14 protein-coding genes are annotated in these 16,225 nt (G+C 73.5%); 9 read left to right on the top strand and 5 right to left on the bottom strand.

What is annotated here, in order from left to right; genetic code table 11:
• Window positions 1-3: 3 nt before the first annotated feature.
• The gene (tdh, locus tag ACVWW9_RS03575) at window positions 4-1,092 is read right to left on the bottom strand and encodes an L-threonine 3-dehydrogenase (RefSeq protein WP_456514400.1); all 1,089 of its coding nucleotides are present in this window, start codon (window positions 1,090-1,092) and stop codon (window positions 4-6) included.
• A gap of 159 nt (window positions 1,093-1,251) precedes the next feature.
• On the opposite strand from tdh, the gene purM reads away from it, so the two are divergent.
• The 3 genes from purM (at window position 1,252) to ACVWW9_RS03560 (ending at window position 3,522) form a co-directional block, all read left to right on the top strand.
• The gene (gene purM / locus ACVWW9_RS03570) at window positions 1,252-2,349 is read left to right on the top strand and encodes a phosphoribosylformylglycinamidine cyclo-ligase (RefSeq protein WP_456514399.1); all 1,098 of its coding nucleotides are present in this window, start codon (window positions 1,252-1,254) and stop codon (window positions 2,347-2,349) included.
• Window positions 2,350-2,458: 109 nt separating this feature from the next.
• Window positions 2,459-3,058, top strand: coding sequence for a DUF4190 domain-containing protein (locus ACVWW9_RS03565; RefSeq protein ID WP_456514398.1), 600 nt, complete (start codon window positions 2,459-2,461; stop codon window positions 3,056-3,058).
• Between the two features lie 86 nt (window positions 3,059-3,144).
• Complete coding sequence (locus ACVWW9_RS03560) at window positions 3,145-3,522, top strand: hypothetical protein (protein ID WP_354258372.1); 378 nt, start codon at window positions 3,145-3,147, stop codon at window positions 3,520-3,522.
• A 70-nt stretch (window positions 3,523-3,592) separates the two neighbouring features.
• Here the strand turns inward: ACVWW9_RS03560 and ACVWW9_RS03555 are convergent, their stop codons facing one another.
• The 4 genes from ACVWW9_RS03555 to ACVWW9_RS03540 form a co-directional block, all read right to left on the bottom strand.
• Window positions 3,593-5,053: an L-serine ammonia-lyase gene (locus tag ACVWW9_RS03555; RefSeq protein ID WP_456515401.1), complete on the bottom strand. Its 1,461-nt coding sequence runs from the start codon at window positions 5,051-5,053 to the stop codon at window positions 3,593-3,595.
• Between the two features lie 70 nt (window positions 5,054-5,123).
• Complete coding sequence (locus tag ACVWW9_RS03550; protein ID WP_354258375.1) at window positions 5,124-5,348, bottom strand: DUF3073 domain-containing protein; 225 nt, start codon at window positions 5,346-5,348, stop codon at window positions 5,124-5,126.
• A gap of 140 nt (window positions 5,349-5,488) precedes the next feature.
• Window positions 5,489-5,863 carry a fluoride efflux transporter FluC gene (locus ACVWW9_RS03545; RefSeq protein WP_456514397.1) on the bottom strand — a complete coding sequence of 125 codons (375 nt, stop codon included), beginning with the start codon at window positions 5,861-5,863 and terminating at the stop codon, window positions 5,489-5,491.
• Entirely contained in the window at window positions 5,860-6,255 is a 396-nt protein-coding gene (locus ACVWW9_RS03540) for a CrcB family protein (RefSeq protein ID WP_456514396.1), read from the bottom strand. The genes ACVWW9_RS03545 and ACVWW9_RS03540 overlap by 4 nt, the downstream gene beginning before the upstream one ends.
• Window positions 6,256-6,338: 83 nt before the next feature.
• Here ACVWW9_RS03540 and ACVWW9_RS03535 point away from each other — a divergent pair, with 83 nt between their 5' ends.
• The 6 genes from ACVWW9_RS03535 (at window position 6,339) to ACVWW9_RS03510 (ending at window position 16,190) form a co-directional block, all read left to right on the top strand.
• Window positions 6,339-7,082 carry a MerR family transcriptional regulator gene (locus ACVWW9_RS03535; RefSeq protein ID WP_456514395.1) on the top strand — a complete coding sequence of 248 codons (744 nt, stop codon included), beginning with the start codon at window positions 6,339-6,341 and terminating at the stop codon, window positions 7,080-7,082.
• A gap of 73 nt (window positions 7,083-7,155) precedes the next feature.
• Window positions 7,156-10,464, top strand: a complete 3,309-nt coding sequence (locus tag ACVWW9_RS03530; protein WP_456514394.1) for an efflux RND transporter permease subunit — start codon at window positions 7,156-7,158, stop codon at window positions 10,462-10,464.
• An 82-nt stretch (window positions 10,465-10,546) separates the two neighbouring features.
• The gene (locus tag ACVWW9_RS03525) at window positions 10,547-11,692 is read left to right on the top strand and encodes a DUF2510 domain-containing protein (RefSeq protein ID WP_456514393.1); all 1,146 of its coding nucleotides are present in this window, start codon (window positions 10,547-10,549) and stop codon (window positions 11,690-11,692) included.
• Between the two features lie 204 nt (window positions 11,693-11,896).
• Window positions 11,897-14,092: a DEAD/DEAH box helicase gene (locus tag ACVWW9_RS03520; protein ID WP_456514392.1), complete on the top strand. Its 2,196-nt coding sequence runs from the start codon at window positions 11,897-11,899 to the stop codon at window positions 14,090-14,092.
• A 149-nt stretch (window positions 14,093-14,241) separates the two neighbouring features.
• Window positions 14,242-15,000: an SDR family oxidoreductase gene (locus ACVWW9_RS03515; RefSeq protein ID WP_456514391.1), complete on the top strand. Its 759-nt coding sequence runs from the start codon at window positions 14,242-14,244 to the stop codon at window positions 14,998-15,000.
• A 5-nt stretch (window positions 15,001-15,005) separates the two neighbouring features.
• On the top strand, window positions 15,006-16,190 hold the full coding sequence (locus tag ACVWW9_RS03510; RefSeq protein ID WP_456514390.1) for a serine hydrolase domain-containing protein: 1,185 nt from the start codon (window positions 15,006-15,008) through the stop codon (window positions 16,188-16,190).
• Window positions 16,191-16,225: the final 35 nt, after the last annotated feature.

The following is a 16,225-nucleotide window of genomic DNA, read 5'->3' as shown; positions in this document are numbered from 1 at the left end:
GGTTCAGGCTCCCTGTGAGTCGGTGCTGGTGTCGGTGCTGGTGAAGTCGAGGATGACCTTGCCGGCCGCGCCCGATCGCGCGCGGTCGAACGCGCCCTGCCAGTCGGCGAAGGCGAAGCGGTCGGTGATGACGGGGGCCACGTCGAGCCCGGTCTGCGCCATCGCCGACATGGCGTACCAGGTCTCGTACATCTCGCGGCCGTAGATGCCCTGGATCGTCAGCATGTGCGAGACGACCTTGCCGAAGTCGATCTCGATCGGCCGCGACGGCAGCCCCAGCACGGCGATCCGGCCGCCGAAGTTCAGGTTCTCGATGATGTTCCCGAGCGCGCTCGGCGCGCCCGACATCTCGAGCGCGACGTCGAAGCCTTCCTGCATGCCGAGCTCGTGCTGCACGGCCGCGAGCGGCGAGCGCCCATCGGCGTCGCCGCGCGGGTCGAGCGCGCGGAACCCCAGCGACCGCGCGAGCTCGAGGCGCGGCTCGGCGATGTCGGTGATGACGATGTGGCGCGCGCCCGCGTGCCGGGCGACCATCGCCGCCATGAGCCCGATCGGGCCGGCGCCGGTGACGAGCACGTCCTCGCCGATCACCGGGAACTTCAGCGCCGTGTGCACGGCGTTGCCGAACGGGTCGTAGATGCCGAAGACGTCGAGCTGGTCGGGCGTCGCCGAGCCGGCGGTCACGCCCGGGTGCACCCACACGTTCGACGCGGGGAGCACGACGTACTCGGCGAAGCAGCCGTCGCGCTGCACCCCGAGGTTCGACGTGCGGATGCACAGGTGACGGCGCCCGGCGCGGCAGTTGCGGCAGTGGCCGCAGACGACGTGGCCCTCGCCCGACATGATCTGGCCGACGGCGTAGTCGGTGACGCCCTCGCCCACCTCGACGATCTCGCCGCAGAACTCGTGCCCGACGGTGAGGCCGGGCGTGACCGCGGACTGCGCCCACGCATCCCACGCGTCGATGTGGAGGTCGGTGCCGCAGATGCCGGCGCGCAGCACGCGCACCTTGACGTGGCCAGCGGGGGTCTCGGGCTCGGGCAGCTCGATCAGCTCGAGTCCTGGCCTGCCTCGGGTCACGAGTGCATGCATGGGCGTCTCCGTCGACAGTGGTGGGTGTGCCGCCCCCATCCAACCATCCGCGCTGGACTCCCAACGGAGCAGCTGGTGGCGCGAGGGCACGATCCCCTCGCGCCGCCGATCGCTCCGTCGAGGATCACCCGCGGTGTCGGGGCTCGGTAGCCTGGGAGCATGACCGATCCGTATGCGTCCGCCGGCGTCGACACCGAGGCGGGCGACCGCGCGGTGGAGCTCATGAAGGCCGCCGTGTCGCGCACGCACGGCCCCGGCGTGCTCGGCGGCGTCGGCGGCTTCGCCGGCCTGTTCGACCTCTCGGCGGCCGGCGCCTACGCGAAGCCGCTGCTCGCCACGTCGACCGACGGCGTCGGCACGAAGATCGCGCTCGCGCAGGCGATCGACAAGCACGACACCATCGGCCAGGACCTCGTGGGCATGGTCGTCGACGACATCGTCGTGGTGGGCGCGAAGCCGCTCTTCATGACCGACTACATCGCGTGCGGCCGCGTCGTGCCCGAGCGCATCGCCGACATCGTGCGCGGCATCGCGCTCGGCTGCGAGGCCACCGGCACCGCGCTCGTCGGCGGCGAGACGGCCGAGCACCCGGGCGTCATGGAGCCCGACGACTACGACGTCGCGGGCGCCGCGGTCGGCATCGTCGAGGCGGATGCGGTGCTGGGCGCCGAGCGCGTGCAGACCGGCGACGTCGTGGTCGCGATGGCCTCGTCGGGGCTGCACTCCAACGGGTTCTCGCTCGTGCGCCACATCCTCGCGGAGCGCGGCATCGCCCTCACCGACCGGGTCGACGACCTGGGCGGCGTCGCCGCCGAGGTGCTGCTCGAGCCGACCAGGCTCTACACGCTCCCGCTGCTCGGCATGCTCGACGAGGGCCTCGGCATCCGCTCCATCTCGCACGTCACCGGCGGCGGCATCGCCGCCAACCTCGCGCGCGTGCTGCCGCAGGGCATGTCGGCCGAGATCAACCGCAGCGGCTGGCAGGTGCCCGCGGTGTTCGGCGCGCTCGCGCAGCTGGGCGGCTTCCCGCTCACGCAGGCCGAGGGCACCTGGAACCTCGGCCTCGGGATGCTCGTCGTCGTCGACGAGGCCGACGCCACGTCGGTCGTCGCCGCGAGCGAGCGGGCCGGCATCGCCGCCGCCACCGTCGGCCGCGTCGAGCCGATCGGCACCGACGCGCTGCAGGGCGCGGGATGGGTGCAGGGCGCCAAGGGCGTCGACGGCGGGGCCGTGCGACTGGCCGGCGCCTACCGCTGAGCGCCCACGCAGCTGCCACGGGACGTCCAGGAGACTCGGACCCGGGCGGCCTATGGTTGCCCTGCATCGAGCCGAGCAGCACACGTCGACGAGCACAGGGAGGTACGGGATGCAGCCAGATCCGGATCGCTTCCGGCCGCGCGACGCGTCGCCGGCCGTGCAGTCGCCGCCGTCGGCGAGCGCCGACGAGCCGAAGCGCGAGCCGCGGCAGCCGCAGCGCTACGCGGCGCCGCAGTACGGCGCCCCGCAGCAGTACAACGACCCGCGGCCGGGCAGCGCGAAGGCCCGCCCCGGCCCCGGCTACGCGCCGCCGCAGCCCACGGCCCGCTACGGCCAGCCGCCGCTCGAGGGCCGCGACGCGCCGCTCATCCACCCCGCCGCCGCGCAGGCGTCGAGCGTCACCCACTACGGCGCACCGGTCTACCGCACGCCCGTCTACGCCTACGCGCCGCAGCCGCAGCGCGGCCTGTCGATCACCGCGCTCGTGCTCGGGCTCTGCTCGTTCGTCTTCGCGTGGACGCTCGTCGTCGTGCCGATCCTCGGCATCGTCTTCGGCTTCATCGCCCTCAAGCGCGAGCCGGCCGGCAGGGTCATGGCGATCGTGGGGCTCATCGCCTCGGCGATCGGCCTGCTCTTCGTGCTGCTGTTCTACCTGCTGCCGCTCTTCGGCGTGCTCATGGCGATGGTCCTCACGGCCGGCGCCGTCTGACCCTGCCGTCGTCCGGCGATCGGCCCTACGCTGGAGCCGACGCGTCCCGCGTCCCTGCACCAGCCTTCGTCACGCGAGGAACCACGATGACCTACACCCCTCCTGAGCAGCCCCAGGGCGGCTACCAGCCGGCCGACAGCGGCTACCAGCCCGCCAGCGGCTACCAGCCCTACCAGGGCAGCTCGCCCAGCTACAGCGCTGCTCCCTCCACCTCGAAGAAGCTGTCGATGTGGGGACTCATCCTCGGCATCTCCAGCATCATCATCCCCATCTGGATCAACGCCATCGCCGGCGCGGTGCTCTCGGGCATCGGCCTCGCGAAGGAGCCCGCCGGCAAGACGATGGCGATCTGGGGCCTCGTGACCTCGGTGCTCGGCTTCATCTGGGCGTTCATCTTCTGGCCCGTCGTGCTGTTCGGCATCATCTTCGCCGCGGTCGCGCCCTACGCGACCACCGGCTACTGACCCATCGCTCGACGACGAAGGGCCCGCCGATCGGCGGGCCCTTCGTCGTGCGCGGCGGCGGATGCCGCGCTCAGCACTCGATGAACGCCACGGCGAGCCCGCCGAGCGAGGTCTCCTTGTACTTGTCGCTCATGTCGGCGCCGGTGCGGCGCATCGTCTCGACGGCGGTGTCGAGGCTCACGTAGTGGGTGCCGTCGCCCTGCTGCGCCATCCGCGCCGCGTTGATGGCCTTCACGCTCGCCATCGCGTTGCGCTCGATGCACGGGATCTGCACGAGCCCCTTGATCGGGTCGCACGTGAGGCCCAGGTTGTGCTCGATGCCGATCTCTGCCGCGTTCTCGATCTGCTCGGGCGTCGCGCCGAGCACCGCGGCGAACCCCGCCGCGGCCATCGCGCACGCCGAGCCGACCTCGCCCTGGCAGCCGACCTCCGCGCCCGAGATCGACGCGTTCGACTTGATGATGATGCCGATCGCACCGGCGACGAGCAGGAAGCGCACGTGCCACGGCACCTCGTCGTCGACGCAGTTCGCGAAGCGGTCGGCGTAGTGCATGACGGCGGGGATGATGCCCGCGGCGCCGTTCGTGGGCGCGGTCACGACGCGCGCACCCGCGGCGTTCTCCTCGTTCACGGCGAGCGCGTAGAGGTTCACCCACTCCATGCCCTCGAGCAGGTCGGGCCTGCCGGTCTTCGGGGCGGCGTCGCGCGCGAGCAGCTTCTCCTGCCAGTCCTTCGAGCGCCGCTTCACGTCGAGCCCGCCCGGCAGGATGCCGTCGGTGGCGATGCCGTGCGCCACGCACTCCTGCATGACCTCCCAGATGCGCTCGAGCTGCGCGATCGTCTGCTCCCGCGGGCGCCAGGCGGTCTCGTTCTCGAGCATGAGCTCGGCGACCGACATGCCGGTCTCGCGGCAGCGCGCGACGAGCTCGTCGCCGTGCGAGAAGGGGAAGGGCATCGGATGCGCCTGGATCGCCGGCGCCGGCACGGGGGAGAGCACGTCGCCCTCGTCGTGCCGCATGACGAAGCCGCCGCCGATCGAGTAGTATCCGGCGGTCGCGATCGTCTCGTCGTCGGCGTCGTACGCGGTGATCCGCAGCGCGTTGGGGTGCTCGGGGCGCACGGTCAGCGGGCGGAAGACGAAGACCTTCGCCTCGTCGAACGCGACCGGGCGGCGGCCGCCGAGGCGCAGCTCGGTGGTCGAGCGGATGCGCTCGAGCGTCTCGGCGATCTGCGGCGTCTCGACGGTGTCGGGCGCGAGGCCCGAGAGGCCGAGCATGATCGCCGTGTCGGTGCCGTGCCCGGAGCCGGTCGCGCCGAGCGAGCCGAACAGGTCGACTCGCAGCCGTACGATCTCGTCGAAGCGACCCGACGCATCCGCCTGCACGACGAAGTCGAGCGCGGCCCGCATCGGGCCGACGGTGTGCGACGACGACGGGCCGATGCCGATCTTGAACAGGTCGAGCACCGAGAGCGATTCGAAGACCGGCGCCGTCTCGGTGGCATGCCTGCCGAGGGCGGCGGGCGCGTTCAGCGGTGCGGTGGGCACGTGCGAGGTCACGATCGGCTCCTTCGCCTAGGCGCAGCGGAGCCGGGGTGGTGGCTCAGGCGCTGCGGCCCGTCTGGTACTCGTCAGCGTAGTCGTCGTCGTCGTCGGTCTCGGTGGCCGGCGCGTACTCCGCGTAGTCGGCCCACTTCTCGGCGTCGGGGCCGGCCTCGGGGGTCGCTCCCAGCTCTGCCGCGAGGACGTTGTAGTTGATGTTCGGGCTGAACGACTTCAGCTCGCGCGCCAGCTTCGTGTGCTTGGCCTTCTGCCGACCACGTCCCATGCTGGACCCCCTTGCGGACTGCGCCGGCCCGGGGCCGGCGAACGGTGAGAGAACTGCGGTTTAAGTCCAACCTCCATCCTAGCATCGAGCCCGCCTGTCGGCTGTGGCCCCGCGATGCGTGGGGATAGGGTTCCGCTTCCTCAGGCCGCGGTCGCCGGCGCGAGCATCGCGCCAACGAGCAGGCCTGCGGATGCGGCGATCGCCCCGCCGACGACCGTGACCGCGACCGTCGCGAGCGCCTGGCCGGTGCGCCGGTGCTCCAGCTGCTCGACCGCCTGCACCGCGAACGCCGAGTAGGTCGAGAGTCCGCCGCAGAAGCCGGTCACGAGGATCGCGCGCCACGCGTCGTCGAGCACGAGCAGGCTCGTGAGGATGCCGGCGAGCAGGCTCGCGACGAGGTTCACGGCGATCGTGGCACGCACCGGGCGCTCGCGCGCGAGCGCACCCGCCAGGAAGCGGACGACCGCGCCGATGCCGCCCGCGCCGGCGATCGCCAGCAGCTCGAGCGGCGTCACGCGGCCCGCCCGCGGGCGAGGCGACGGCCGAGCGCGAGCCCCGCCCAGGCGGCGAGCAGGCAGGCGAGCAGCATGCCGACAGCGATCGCGATGCCCGGCAGCGCCGGCACGAGCGCGGACCACCCGTCGCCCGCGGCGCTCGCCGAGGCGCTCGCCACCGCGATCGCGCTGAAGGTCGTGAAGCCGCCGAGGAGCCCCGCGCCGATCCCGTGCCGCAGCCAGTCGGGCGCGCCCGCGAGCGCGGCGACCGCGAGGCCGAGCAGCGCGCAGCCGACGGCGTTCACCGCCAGCAGCGCCCACCAGTCGGCGATCGCGGCCTCGAGCAGCGCTCGCGCGGCCGTGCCGATCGCGCCGCCCGCCGCGACGGCGAGCACGGAACGGGCGAGGCGCATGCGAGCCAGCGTAGGCGGCGGAGCGAGCGGGCCGACGCGAGGGGGTTGACGTTGACGCAACGTCAACCCGTAGCGTCGTCGATATGGAGTGGTCGATCCAGCGCATCGCGAAGCTCGCCGGCGTCTCGAGCCGCACCCTGCGGCACTACGACGCCGTCGGCATCCTCGCCCCCGCCCGCACCGACGCGGGCGGGATGCGCTGGTACGACGAGGCATCGCTCGCCCGCCTGCAGCGCATCCTGCTGCTGCGCGGGCTGGGCGTGGGGATCCCCGCGATCGCCGAGAGCCTGGAGCGCGCGTCCGACGAGGAGGCGCTCTCGGGGCACCTCGCCGACCTCGGGCGCGAGGCCGACCGCATCCAGAGGCAGATCCGCGCCGTCGAGCAGACGCTGCGGGCACGAGAGGGAGGAGCCGCCATGACGGCAGAGGGAGCGCTCGACGGGTTCGACCAGGGCCAGTACGAGCAGGAGGTGACCGAGCGCTGGGGCGCCGACGCCTGGCAGCGCGGGCAGCGCTGGTGGAAGGGCATGTCGGACGACGACAAGCGCGGCTTCCAGCAGGAGCACCGCGACATCGCCGCGGGCTACGCCGCGGCGCGCGAGGCGGGTGAGCCCGCCGACTCGGAGCGGGTGCAGGCGCTCGCGGAGCGCCACTACCGCTGGATCGGCGCCGGCTGGCAGACGGCCGAGCCCGACCCCGCGATGTTCGCGAGCATGGGCGACATGTACGTCGCGGACCCGCGGTTCGCGGCCAACTATGGCGGCGCCGACGGCGCCGAGTACGTCCGCGACGCCATGCGGGTGTTCGCCGAGCGGCGGCAGCGGTAGGCGCAGGACGTGGGGCGGATGCGGGGGTCAGCCCCCATATCCGCCCCACAGCCGGTGATGCGAGGATCGCCAGGTGCATCTGCTCTCGCTCGCCAGCCTGAAGAACCGTGCGCTCATCGTCCTCGCGACGATCTGCATCGCCATCTTCGGCGGGGTCGCCCTCTCCAGCCTCAAGACCGAGCTCACCCCCGAGCTCGAGCTCCCCGCCGTTGTCGTCACGACGACGCTGCCCGGGGCGAGCCCCGAGATCATGAGCGAGGACGTCACGGGTCCGATCGAGCGCGCGATCCAGTCGGTGCCAGGGCTCGAGGGCACGACCGGCACGTCGTCGACGAGCTCGAGCGTCGTGTTCGCCGAGTTCACCTACGGCATCAACATCCCGACCACCGAGCAGCGGGTGCAGCAGGCGGTCAACCGCATCCTCTCCCAGCTGCCCGAGAACGCCGAGCCGACCGTGCTCACCGGCTCGATCGCCGACTTCCCGGTGCTGCGCATCGCGATCTCGAGCCCCGGTGACCAGGCTGCGCTCGTCGACCGCATCGAGACGGTCGCGGTGCCGCAGCTCGAGCGCACCGAGGGCGTGCGCGCAGTGCAGCTGCAGGGCGCCCCGGGCCAGCGCATCACGATCGACCCGGACGACGCGGCGCTCGCGGCCGCGGGCCTGTCGCGGCTCGACATCACCGAGGCGATCGACGAGCACGGCCAGCTGCTGCCCGGCGGCACGGTCGACGACGGCGACCAGACGCTCAGCGTGCAGATCGGCGAGCGGCTCGCTTCCGTCGACGATGTCGCGAGCCTCCCGCTCAGCCGCGAGCAGGCCGCCGAGCCCGATCCCGCGAACCCCGCGAACGCACCGCCGGCCGACACCCTGACGATCGCCGACGTCGCCGACGTCGCCCTCGAGCAGGACCCGGTCTCGTCCATCGCCCTCGTCGACGGCGAGCCCGCGATCATCCTCTCCATCACGAAGACGCAGGCGTCGAACACCGTCGACGTCTCCCACGCCGTGCAGGAGCTGCTGCCCGGCCTGCAGTCCGAGCTCGGCGACGACGTCACCTTCACGACGGTGCTCGACCAGGCGCCCTACATCGAGCACTCCATCGAGGCGCTCGCCGTCGAGGGCGTGCTCGGCCTCGTCTTCGCCGTGCTCGTCATCCTCGTGTTCCTCTGGTCGCTGCGCTCGACCCTCGTCACGGCGGTGTCGATCCCGATCTCCGTGCTCATGACCTTCATCGGCATGTGGGGCTTCGGCTACTCGCTCAACGTGCTCACGCTCGGTGCGCTCACGATCTCGATCGGCCGCGTCGTCGACGACTCGATCGTCGTGATCGAGAACATCAAGCGCCACCTGGCCTTCAGCGCCAGCAGGTCGCGGGCGATCGTGGATGCGGTGCGCGAGGTCGCCGGCGCGATCACCGCCTCGACCATCACGACCGTCATCGTGTTCCTGCCGCTCGCCTTCGTGAGCGACATCACCGGAGAGCTCTTCCGGCCCTTCGCGCTGACCGTCACGCTCGCGCTGCTCTCGTCGCTCATCGTCTCGCTGACGATCGTGCCCGTGCTCGCCTCGTGGCTGCTCAAGCGGCCGAAGGAGGCCGTGGACGTCGACGCCCAGGCCGCGGCGGCCGCCCCCGCCGCTGCCGTCGTCGCCGAGCCGCGCCCGACGCGCCGCCGCCGCCTGCTCGGCCGCCGCCTGCCCGGCCGTCACCGCGCATCCGAGACCACCGCCACGTCGGCCACCGCCACGTCGGCCGTCGCCGACGAGGCGGCGCCCCGCCCCGCGGACGCCCCGGAGCGCCGCGACCGGCTGCGGCGCGGCTACCGGCCGATCCTGCTCGCCACCCTGCGCCGCCCGTGGCTCGTGCTCGTCGGCGCGGTCGCGATCCTCGGCGCGAGCGTGGCGGCGTTCCCGCTCCTCGCGACGAACTTCCTCGGCGACGACGGCCAGACCACCGTGCAGGTCTCGCAGGCGCTCGAGCCGGGCGCATCGCTCGACACGCAGCTCGACGCCGCGCAGTCGCTCACGACCGAGCTCGAGCAGCTCGAGGGCGTCGAGACCGTCTCGGCGACCGTCTCGAGCGGCGCCTCCTCGTTCGCGGCCTTCACGGGCGGCGGTGGTGGCGGCGCCATCTCCTACGGCGTGATCGCCGCGGAGGGCACCGACATGCCGGCGCTGCGCGAGCGCATCCTCGCCACCGCCGAGAGCGCGGAGGGCGAGATCACTGTCGGCCAGTCCGCGGGGCTCGGCGGCAGCGACATCGCGATCGACGTGCAGGCGCCGACGCCCGACGCGCTCGACGCGGCCACCGCATCCGTCGTCGACGCCGTCACGGGCCTCGAGGGCGTCGCGCAGGTGACCGACTCGCTCGAGGGCGCGCAGCCGCTCGTGCAGGTCGCCGTCGACCGCGAGCTCGCCGCGAGCCTGGGGCTGAGCGAAGCCGCCGTCTCGGGCCTCGTCGCGCAGGCGATGCAGCCGACCCCGGTGGGCGAGATCCAGCTCGAGGGCTCGCTCGTGCGCATCTGGCTCGACGCGATCGCGCCTGCCGCGACGCTCGACGAGCTGCGCGAGCTCGAGCTGCCGACCCCGAACGGCCCGCTCCCGCTCGCCGACGTCGCGGAGGTCTCGCAGATCGAGGGCCCCGTCTCGATCGAGACGAGCGACGGCGCCCGCACCGCGACCGTGACGGTCACGCCGGACGCCGCCGACGTCGGCGGCATCTCGGGCGGCGTGCAGAGCGCGCTCGGCGAGCTCGAGCTCGCAGACGGCGCGACCGCGACCGTGGGCGGCGTCGCGACGCAGATCACGGATGCGTTCACGCAGCTCGGGATCGCGGCGCTCATCGCCGTGCTGCTCGTCTACGTCGTCATGGTCGCGACCTTCAAGAGCCTGCTGCAGCCGTTCCTGCTGCTCGTCTCGGTGCCGTTCGCCGCGACCGGCGCGATCGCGATGCAGCTCATCACCGGCGTGCCGCTCGGCGTCGCCTCGATGGTCGGCGTGCTCATGCTCGTCGGCATCGTGGTGACGAACGCGATCGTGCTCATCGACCTCGTGAACCAGTACCGCGACCGGGGGCTCAGCGTGCGCGATGCCCTCGTCGAGGGCGCCGAGCGCCGACTGCGGCCCATCCTCATGACGGCGGCGGCGACGATCTTCGCGCTCATCCCGATGGCGGCGGGGCTCACCGGTCAGGGCGGCTTCATCTCGCAGCCGCTCGCGATCGTCGTGATCGGGGGCCTCATCTCGTCGACGCTGCTGACGCTCGTGGTGCTGCCCGTGCTCTACCTCGTCGTGGAGGGCGCGATCGAGCGCCGGCGCATCCGCGTCGGCAAGGGCACGCGGGCCGACCGGCGCGGCGAGCTCGCCGAGGCAGGCGCTCGCTGACCGCACTCACAGCCCACGCGCACAGCGCGTTGGTTGAATGGCCCTGCCCGTCGATCCCGTCGAGCAGGGAAGGAGGATGCCGGTGCCGAGCTTCCTCATCGTCCACTGCGCGAGCCAGGACGGTCGCATCGACGCCTACCGGCAGCCGCCGACCCTCGACATCGGCGGGCTGCGCGTGCCGCTGGACTGGGGCGACACGACCCTGCACGTGCCCGCGGGCGACCTGCCGGTGACGGTGTTCGTGACCCGCACCTCCGGCCAGGTGGAGGGCGCGAAGATCACGGTGCGCGCGCCTGCCGGCACCGGCACCCGGCTCACCTTCGTTCCGCCGATGCAGCCGGGTGGCGCCTCGCACCTGCGGATCGACGGCCAATGGCCGGCCGACTCGTCGATGCACTACTACGCGGCGCGCGACGCCCGCACGCTCGCGCCGCCCGCCGCCTCGTCGGTGCCGACGCCGCACATTGGCGGAGGCCGGCAGGTGGCCCAGGCGGGGCTGCGGATGGCAGGCACGATGCCGCCGCCGCAGCCTGCCTCGCCTGTCGTGCGGTCGGCGCCGATGCAGTCGGCACCCGTGCAGCCGGCGGCGACGCAGCAGCCCGCGCCGCTGCCGCCCGTCGGTCCGACACCGGGCTCGACCGCCTCCGTGCCGCCGCGCGCCTCGTCGTTCGGCCAGCAGCAGGGCGCGCTCGTCGACCCGGTCGTGCCGGCCTCCCGGCCGTCGCCGTCGCAGCCGACGTCCCGACCTGCGCCCCAGCAGCCTGCACCCCAGCAGCTGGCACCGCAGCAGCCGGCACCGCAGCAGCCGGCTCCCCAGCAGGCCGTGCCGCCACGGTCGGCGCCACCCTCGCAGCACGCAGCGCCGCCGCAGCAGCGGCCGCAGGCTCAGCCCCCGTCGTTCGGGCAGCGGAAGCAGCCCCCGCCCATCCTCACGCCCGCGGAGTTCGACCGACTGGAGCGCGAGGCGCAGGAGCAGCAGGCGCGCGCCTACGAGGCCTGGGTCGCGCAGCAGCACGCGCAGGCCGCGCCGGGGACGCGCGCCGCCGCCGCCACACCCCACGACGGCGCCCCGCGCCCGGTCGGGCTGCCAACGGCCAGCACGGGGCAGGCTCAGCCCGCCTGGTACCCCGACCCCTACCGGCGTGCGGATGCCCGCTGGTTCGACGGTCGCCAGTGGACGTCGTCGGTCATGCGAGCAGGGGTGCGCGTGCAGGACCTGCCGGGCTGACCGGACCTTTGCCCCTGTCGCTCGCCACGCCAATGCCGTAAGGTGGACAGGTCGGCTCGGGACAGGCGTGTTTGTGTGCGCCACATGGAGTGTCGCCGCGGCCGGAGTTCCCGCGAGCGTCCTCGCGGTTGACCAGATGATCCCGCGATGACTGCGGCTCTACCAGCGCGAGCTTCGATCTTGCGCGCAATCCCGAGATGAGCGATGGCACGGAATGACGAGCGCCCCTACGGCGCGAACCGATCGACCGACCGACAGACGAACCGCCCCGGCTCCCGCAGCCCCGGGCACCGCGGGCACCGCGACGAGCAGCCCTCGAAAAGCCGCTGGAACCGCGACGACCGCGACCGCCGCGACGCCGGCCGTGGCGCCGAGAGCGCCTCGCGCCGCCCCAACTGGACCCCGCCCGAGGAGCGCAACCGCGACGATCGTCGCGGTCCGGCGTTCCGCACCCGCGGCGGCGCCCAGGGCGGCCGCGACCACCAGCGCGACGACCGCCTGCACCGCGGCGAGCGGCCGCGCGGCTTCGACCGTGCCCGCGACGAGCACAACGGTCGCGGACGGGGCGCCGCCCCCGAGCGCGGCTTCGACAGCCGTGGCGGTGAGCGTCGCTTCGACGACCGCCGTCCGGCTCGTGACGACCGCGGTGGGGAGCGTCGCTTCGACGACCGCCGTCCCGCCCGCGACGACCGTGGCTTCGACGACCGCCGTCCGGCCCGTGATGACCGCGGTGGTGAGCGTCGCTTCGACGACCGCCGTCCGGCTCGTGATGACCGCGGTGGTGAGCGTCGCTTCGACGACCGTCGTCCGGCTCGTGATGACCGTGGTGGCGAGCGTCGCTTCGACGACCGCCGTCCGGCTCGTGACGACCGTGGTGGCGAGCGTCGCTTCGACGACCGCCGTCCGGCCCGTGACGACCGCGGTGGCGAGCGTCGCTTCGACGACCGCCGTCCGGCTCGTGACGACCGTGGTGGGGACCGCCGTCCCGCCCGTGACGACCGCGGTGGCGAGCGTCGCTTCGACGACCGCCGTCCCGCCCGCGACGACCGCCCGCGCCGCGACGACCGCCGCTTCGACGAGCGCCCGCGCCGCGACAGCACGTACTACCCGTCGGCCGAGTCGAAGCCCTTCGCGCCCAAGGAGGACGTCGTCCTCGAGCGCCTCGAGGCGCAGGCCACCCGCGCCGAGGACATCGAGGGCATCACCTTCGCCGACCTCGGCCTCGGCACCGGCATCGCCGGTGCGCTGAAGTCGATGGGCGCACCGACGCCCTTCCCGATCCAGGCCGCCACGATCCCCGACGTGCTCGCGGGTCGCGACGTGCTCGGCCGCGGCCGCACCGGCTCCGGCAAGACGATCGCGTTCGGCGCCCCGATCATCGAGCTGCTCATGCGCAACCGCCCGGAGCGCCGTGAGATCGGCCGCCCGCCCCGCGCGCTCATCCTCGCGCCGACGCGCGAGCTCGCGCAGCAGATCAACCACACGGTCATGGGCCTCGGCCGCGCCGTGGGCGTCTTCACGACCGTCATCGTCGGCGGCGTCAAGCAGGACCGCCAGGTCGAGTCGCTGCGCCGCGGCGTCGACATCGTGATCGGCACCGCCGGTCGCATCGAGGACCTCGTCCAGCAGGGCCGCCTCAACCTCGGCGGCGTCGAGATCGCCGTGGTCGACGAGGCCGACCACATGTGCGAGCTCGGCTTCCTCGAGCCCGTGCAGCGCATCCTCCGGGGCACGCGCCCCGGCAGCCAGAAGCTGCTCTTCTCGGCGACGCTCGACTCCGAGGTCGCGACCATCGTGCGCGAGTTCCTGCCGGAGCCCGCGGTGCACGAGGTCGCCGGCGAGGACCAGGCGACGTCGACGATCGAGCACCAGGTGCTCGTGGCCGACCGCTTCGACAAGGATGCGGTGCTCGAGCAGATCGTGCGCAACCCGGGTCGCATCATCGTCTTCACGCGCACCCGCGCCTACGCCGACCGGCTCGCCGAGCAGTTCGACGACGCGGGCATCGCCGCGGCGAGCCTCCACGGCGACCTGTCGCAGTCGCAGCGCAACCGCGCGCTCGAGAAGCTGCGCCGGGGCAAGATCGACGTGCTCGTCGCGACGGATGTCGCCGCTCGAGGCATCCACATCGACGATGTGGCGCTCGTCGTGCAGGCCGACCCGCCGGACGAGTACAAGACCTACCTGCACCGCTCGGGCCGCACCGGCCGCGCGGGCAACGACGGTCGCGTCGTCACCGTGATCGCACCCGCGCGCCAGAAGCGCATGCAGCAGCTGCTGCAGCGGGCAGAGATCAAGGCGCCGATGATCCCCGTGCGCCCGGCCTCCGAGATCCTCGAGACGCTCACGGCCGGCTCGGCAGCCGCCGACGCGCAGATGGCCGAGGCCGCCGCGGAGTGAGCCCCGGCGGGCATCCGGTCCTCCGGACGCCTGCCGCACGACGCACGCCCGTCAGGGCCAGACGGCCCGGATCCTCGTGATCCGGGCCGTCTGCCGCGCGTGCGCCCGAACGGGCTTGCGTTGTGCTGGCGCTGGCGTAGCGTGAAGGCATGCGCGTCGTCGTCATCGGTGGATCCGGGAATGCGGGAGCGGCGATCGTGCGGGCGCTCGGCCGTCGGGGCGCGCAGGCGGTGCCGGTGTCGCGCTCCGGGAAGGCCATCGCCGGTGCCCCCGGCGCGAAGGCCGACATCGTCTCAGGCGAGGGGCTCGACGCCGCGCTCGAGGACGCCGACGTCGTCGTCGACGCCTCGAACTCGCGGAATCCGCTCGACCTCAAGCCCTTCACGATCGGCGCCAGGAACGTGGTCGCCGCCGCCGAGCGCGCGGGCGTCCACCGTGCGGTGCTGCTGTCGATCCTGGGCGTGGACCGCTCGAAGCTGCAGTACCACCGCAAGAAGCACGAGCAGGAGCTGACCTACCTCGGCTCCTCGCTCGAGGTCGCCGTCGTGCGGGCGTCGCAGTTCCACGAGTGGTCGGTCGACTTCTTCGAGGCGGGCGCCGCGGTCGGCGCCATCCCCGTGTTCCTCGGCGGCCGGCTCCAGCCGGTCGACGTCGCCGAGGTGGCCGAGCTCGTCGCCGACGAGGCGACGGCGCCGTCCGGGCAGCAGATCATCGACTTCGCCGGTCCGCAGGTGCGCGTCTCCCGCGACCTCGCCCGCGCCTGGCAGACCGCGACCGGCGCGCGCGGCCTCATCGTGAACGGCCCGTTCCCGCCCACGATGCTCGACTACCTGCGCAGCGGCGCGAACCTCACCGAGGAGCGCAAGGGCAAGGTCTCGTTCGAGGAGTGGCTGGCGCGCAGGCGCTGACCGCCATGGAGCTCCGGGACGCGCTGCAGCAGGTCGCCGACGAGGCGGTCGAGCAGCACGGCGTGCCGGGCGTCGTGGCGGCCATCGCCGACGCCGAGGGCACAGCCATCGCGGTCGCCGGCGAGCGGGCCATCGGCGGTGCCCGGATGACGCGGGACACCGTCTTCCGGATCGCGTCGGTCACGAAGCCGATCATCGCCGCGGCCGCCCTGGCGCTCGTCGACCGCGGCGTGCTGCGACTCGACGCGCCGGTCGTCGAGTGGCTGCCGGAGCTCGCCGAGCCGCGCGTGCTGCGGCATCCGGCGGCGGAGCTCGACGACACCGTGCCCGCCGAGCGGCCGCTGCTCGTCGAGCACCTGCTCGCGCTCACCGGCGGCTTGGGCTTCACCGACGACATGGGGACGCCGCTCGCCGCCGCGCTCACCGACCGGTTGCGGCAGGGCAGGGACGACCCGGCCGGCTGGCCGGACCCCGACGCCTGGCTCGCCGAGGCGGCCAGCCTGCCGCTCGCGCACCAGCCGGGCGACGGCTGGACCTACAACACCGGCTACGACATCGTCGGCGTGCTGCTCGCGCGTGCCGCGGGCCGGAGCCTCGGCGCAGTGCTCGCCGACACGCTGCTCGACCCGCTCGGCATGGCCGACACCGGCTTTCGCCTGCGCCCCGAGCAGGTGCCGCGCACCGCCACGGCCTACGCGGCGCAGGGCTCCGGGCTGGAGCCGATCGACCGGCCGGACGGCGCGTGGGCGGGCGACATCGCGTTCGAGTCGGGCTCCGGCGGCCTCGTGTCGACCGTCGACGACCTGCTCGCCTTCGGGTGGATGCTGCTGGCAGGGGGCGAGGCCGCGCCGGCCGCCGGTGGCGGCAGAGTGCTGAGCCCCTCGGCCGTCGCGCGCATGCTCGCGCCCGGCGAGCCCTCGGCGCCCGACAACGTGTTCCTCGAAGGGCAGTCGTGGTCGTTCGGCGGCAGCGTCGACGTCGTCGAGCGGCACCTCTGGGAGGTGCTCGGGCGCTACGGCTGGATCGGCGGCTCGGGCACCGCGCTGTACGCCTACCCGGCCGCAAACCAGGTGGCGGTCTGGCTCACGCAGCGCGAGCTCGCGGGTGCCGACGACGCCGAGCGCATGGTGCCGATGCTCGCGCTCGCGGCCGAGCGCGCGAGGCAGGCGGCCCGGCGCCCTGATCGCTGAGCAGTCCGTCCGCGACCGGTCCCCAGGGCCGCCGC

Source organism: Agrococcus sp. UYP33 (assembly GCF_054060915.1).
The sequence above is the reverse complement of the archived record's forward strand: the minus strand, read 5'-3'. Positions and strand labels throughout refer to the sequence as shown.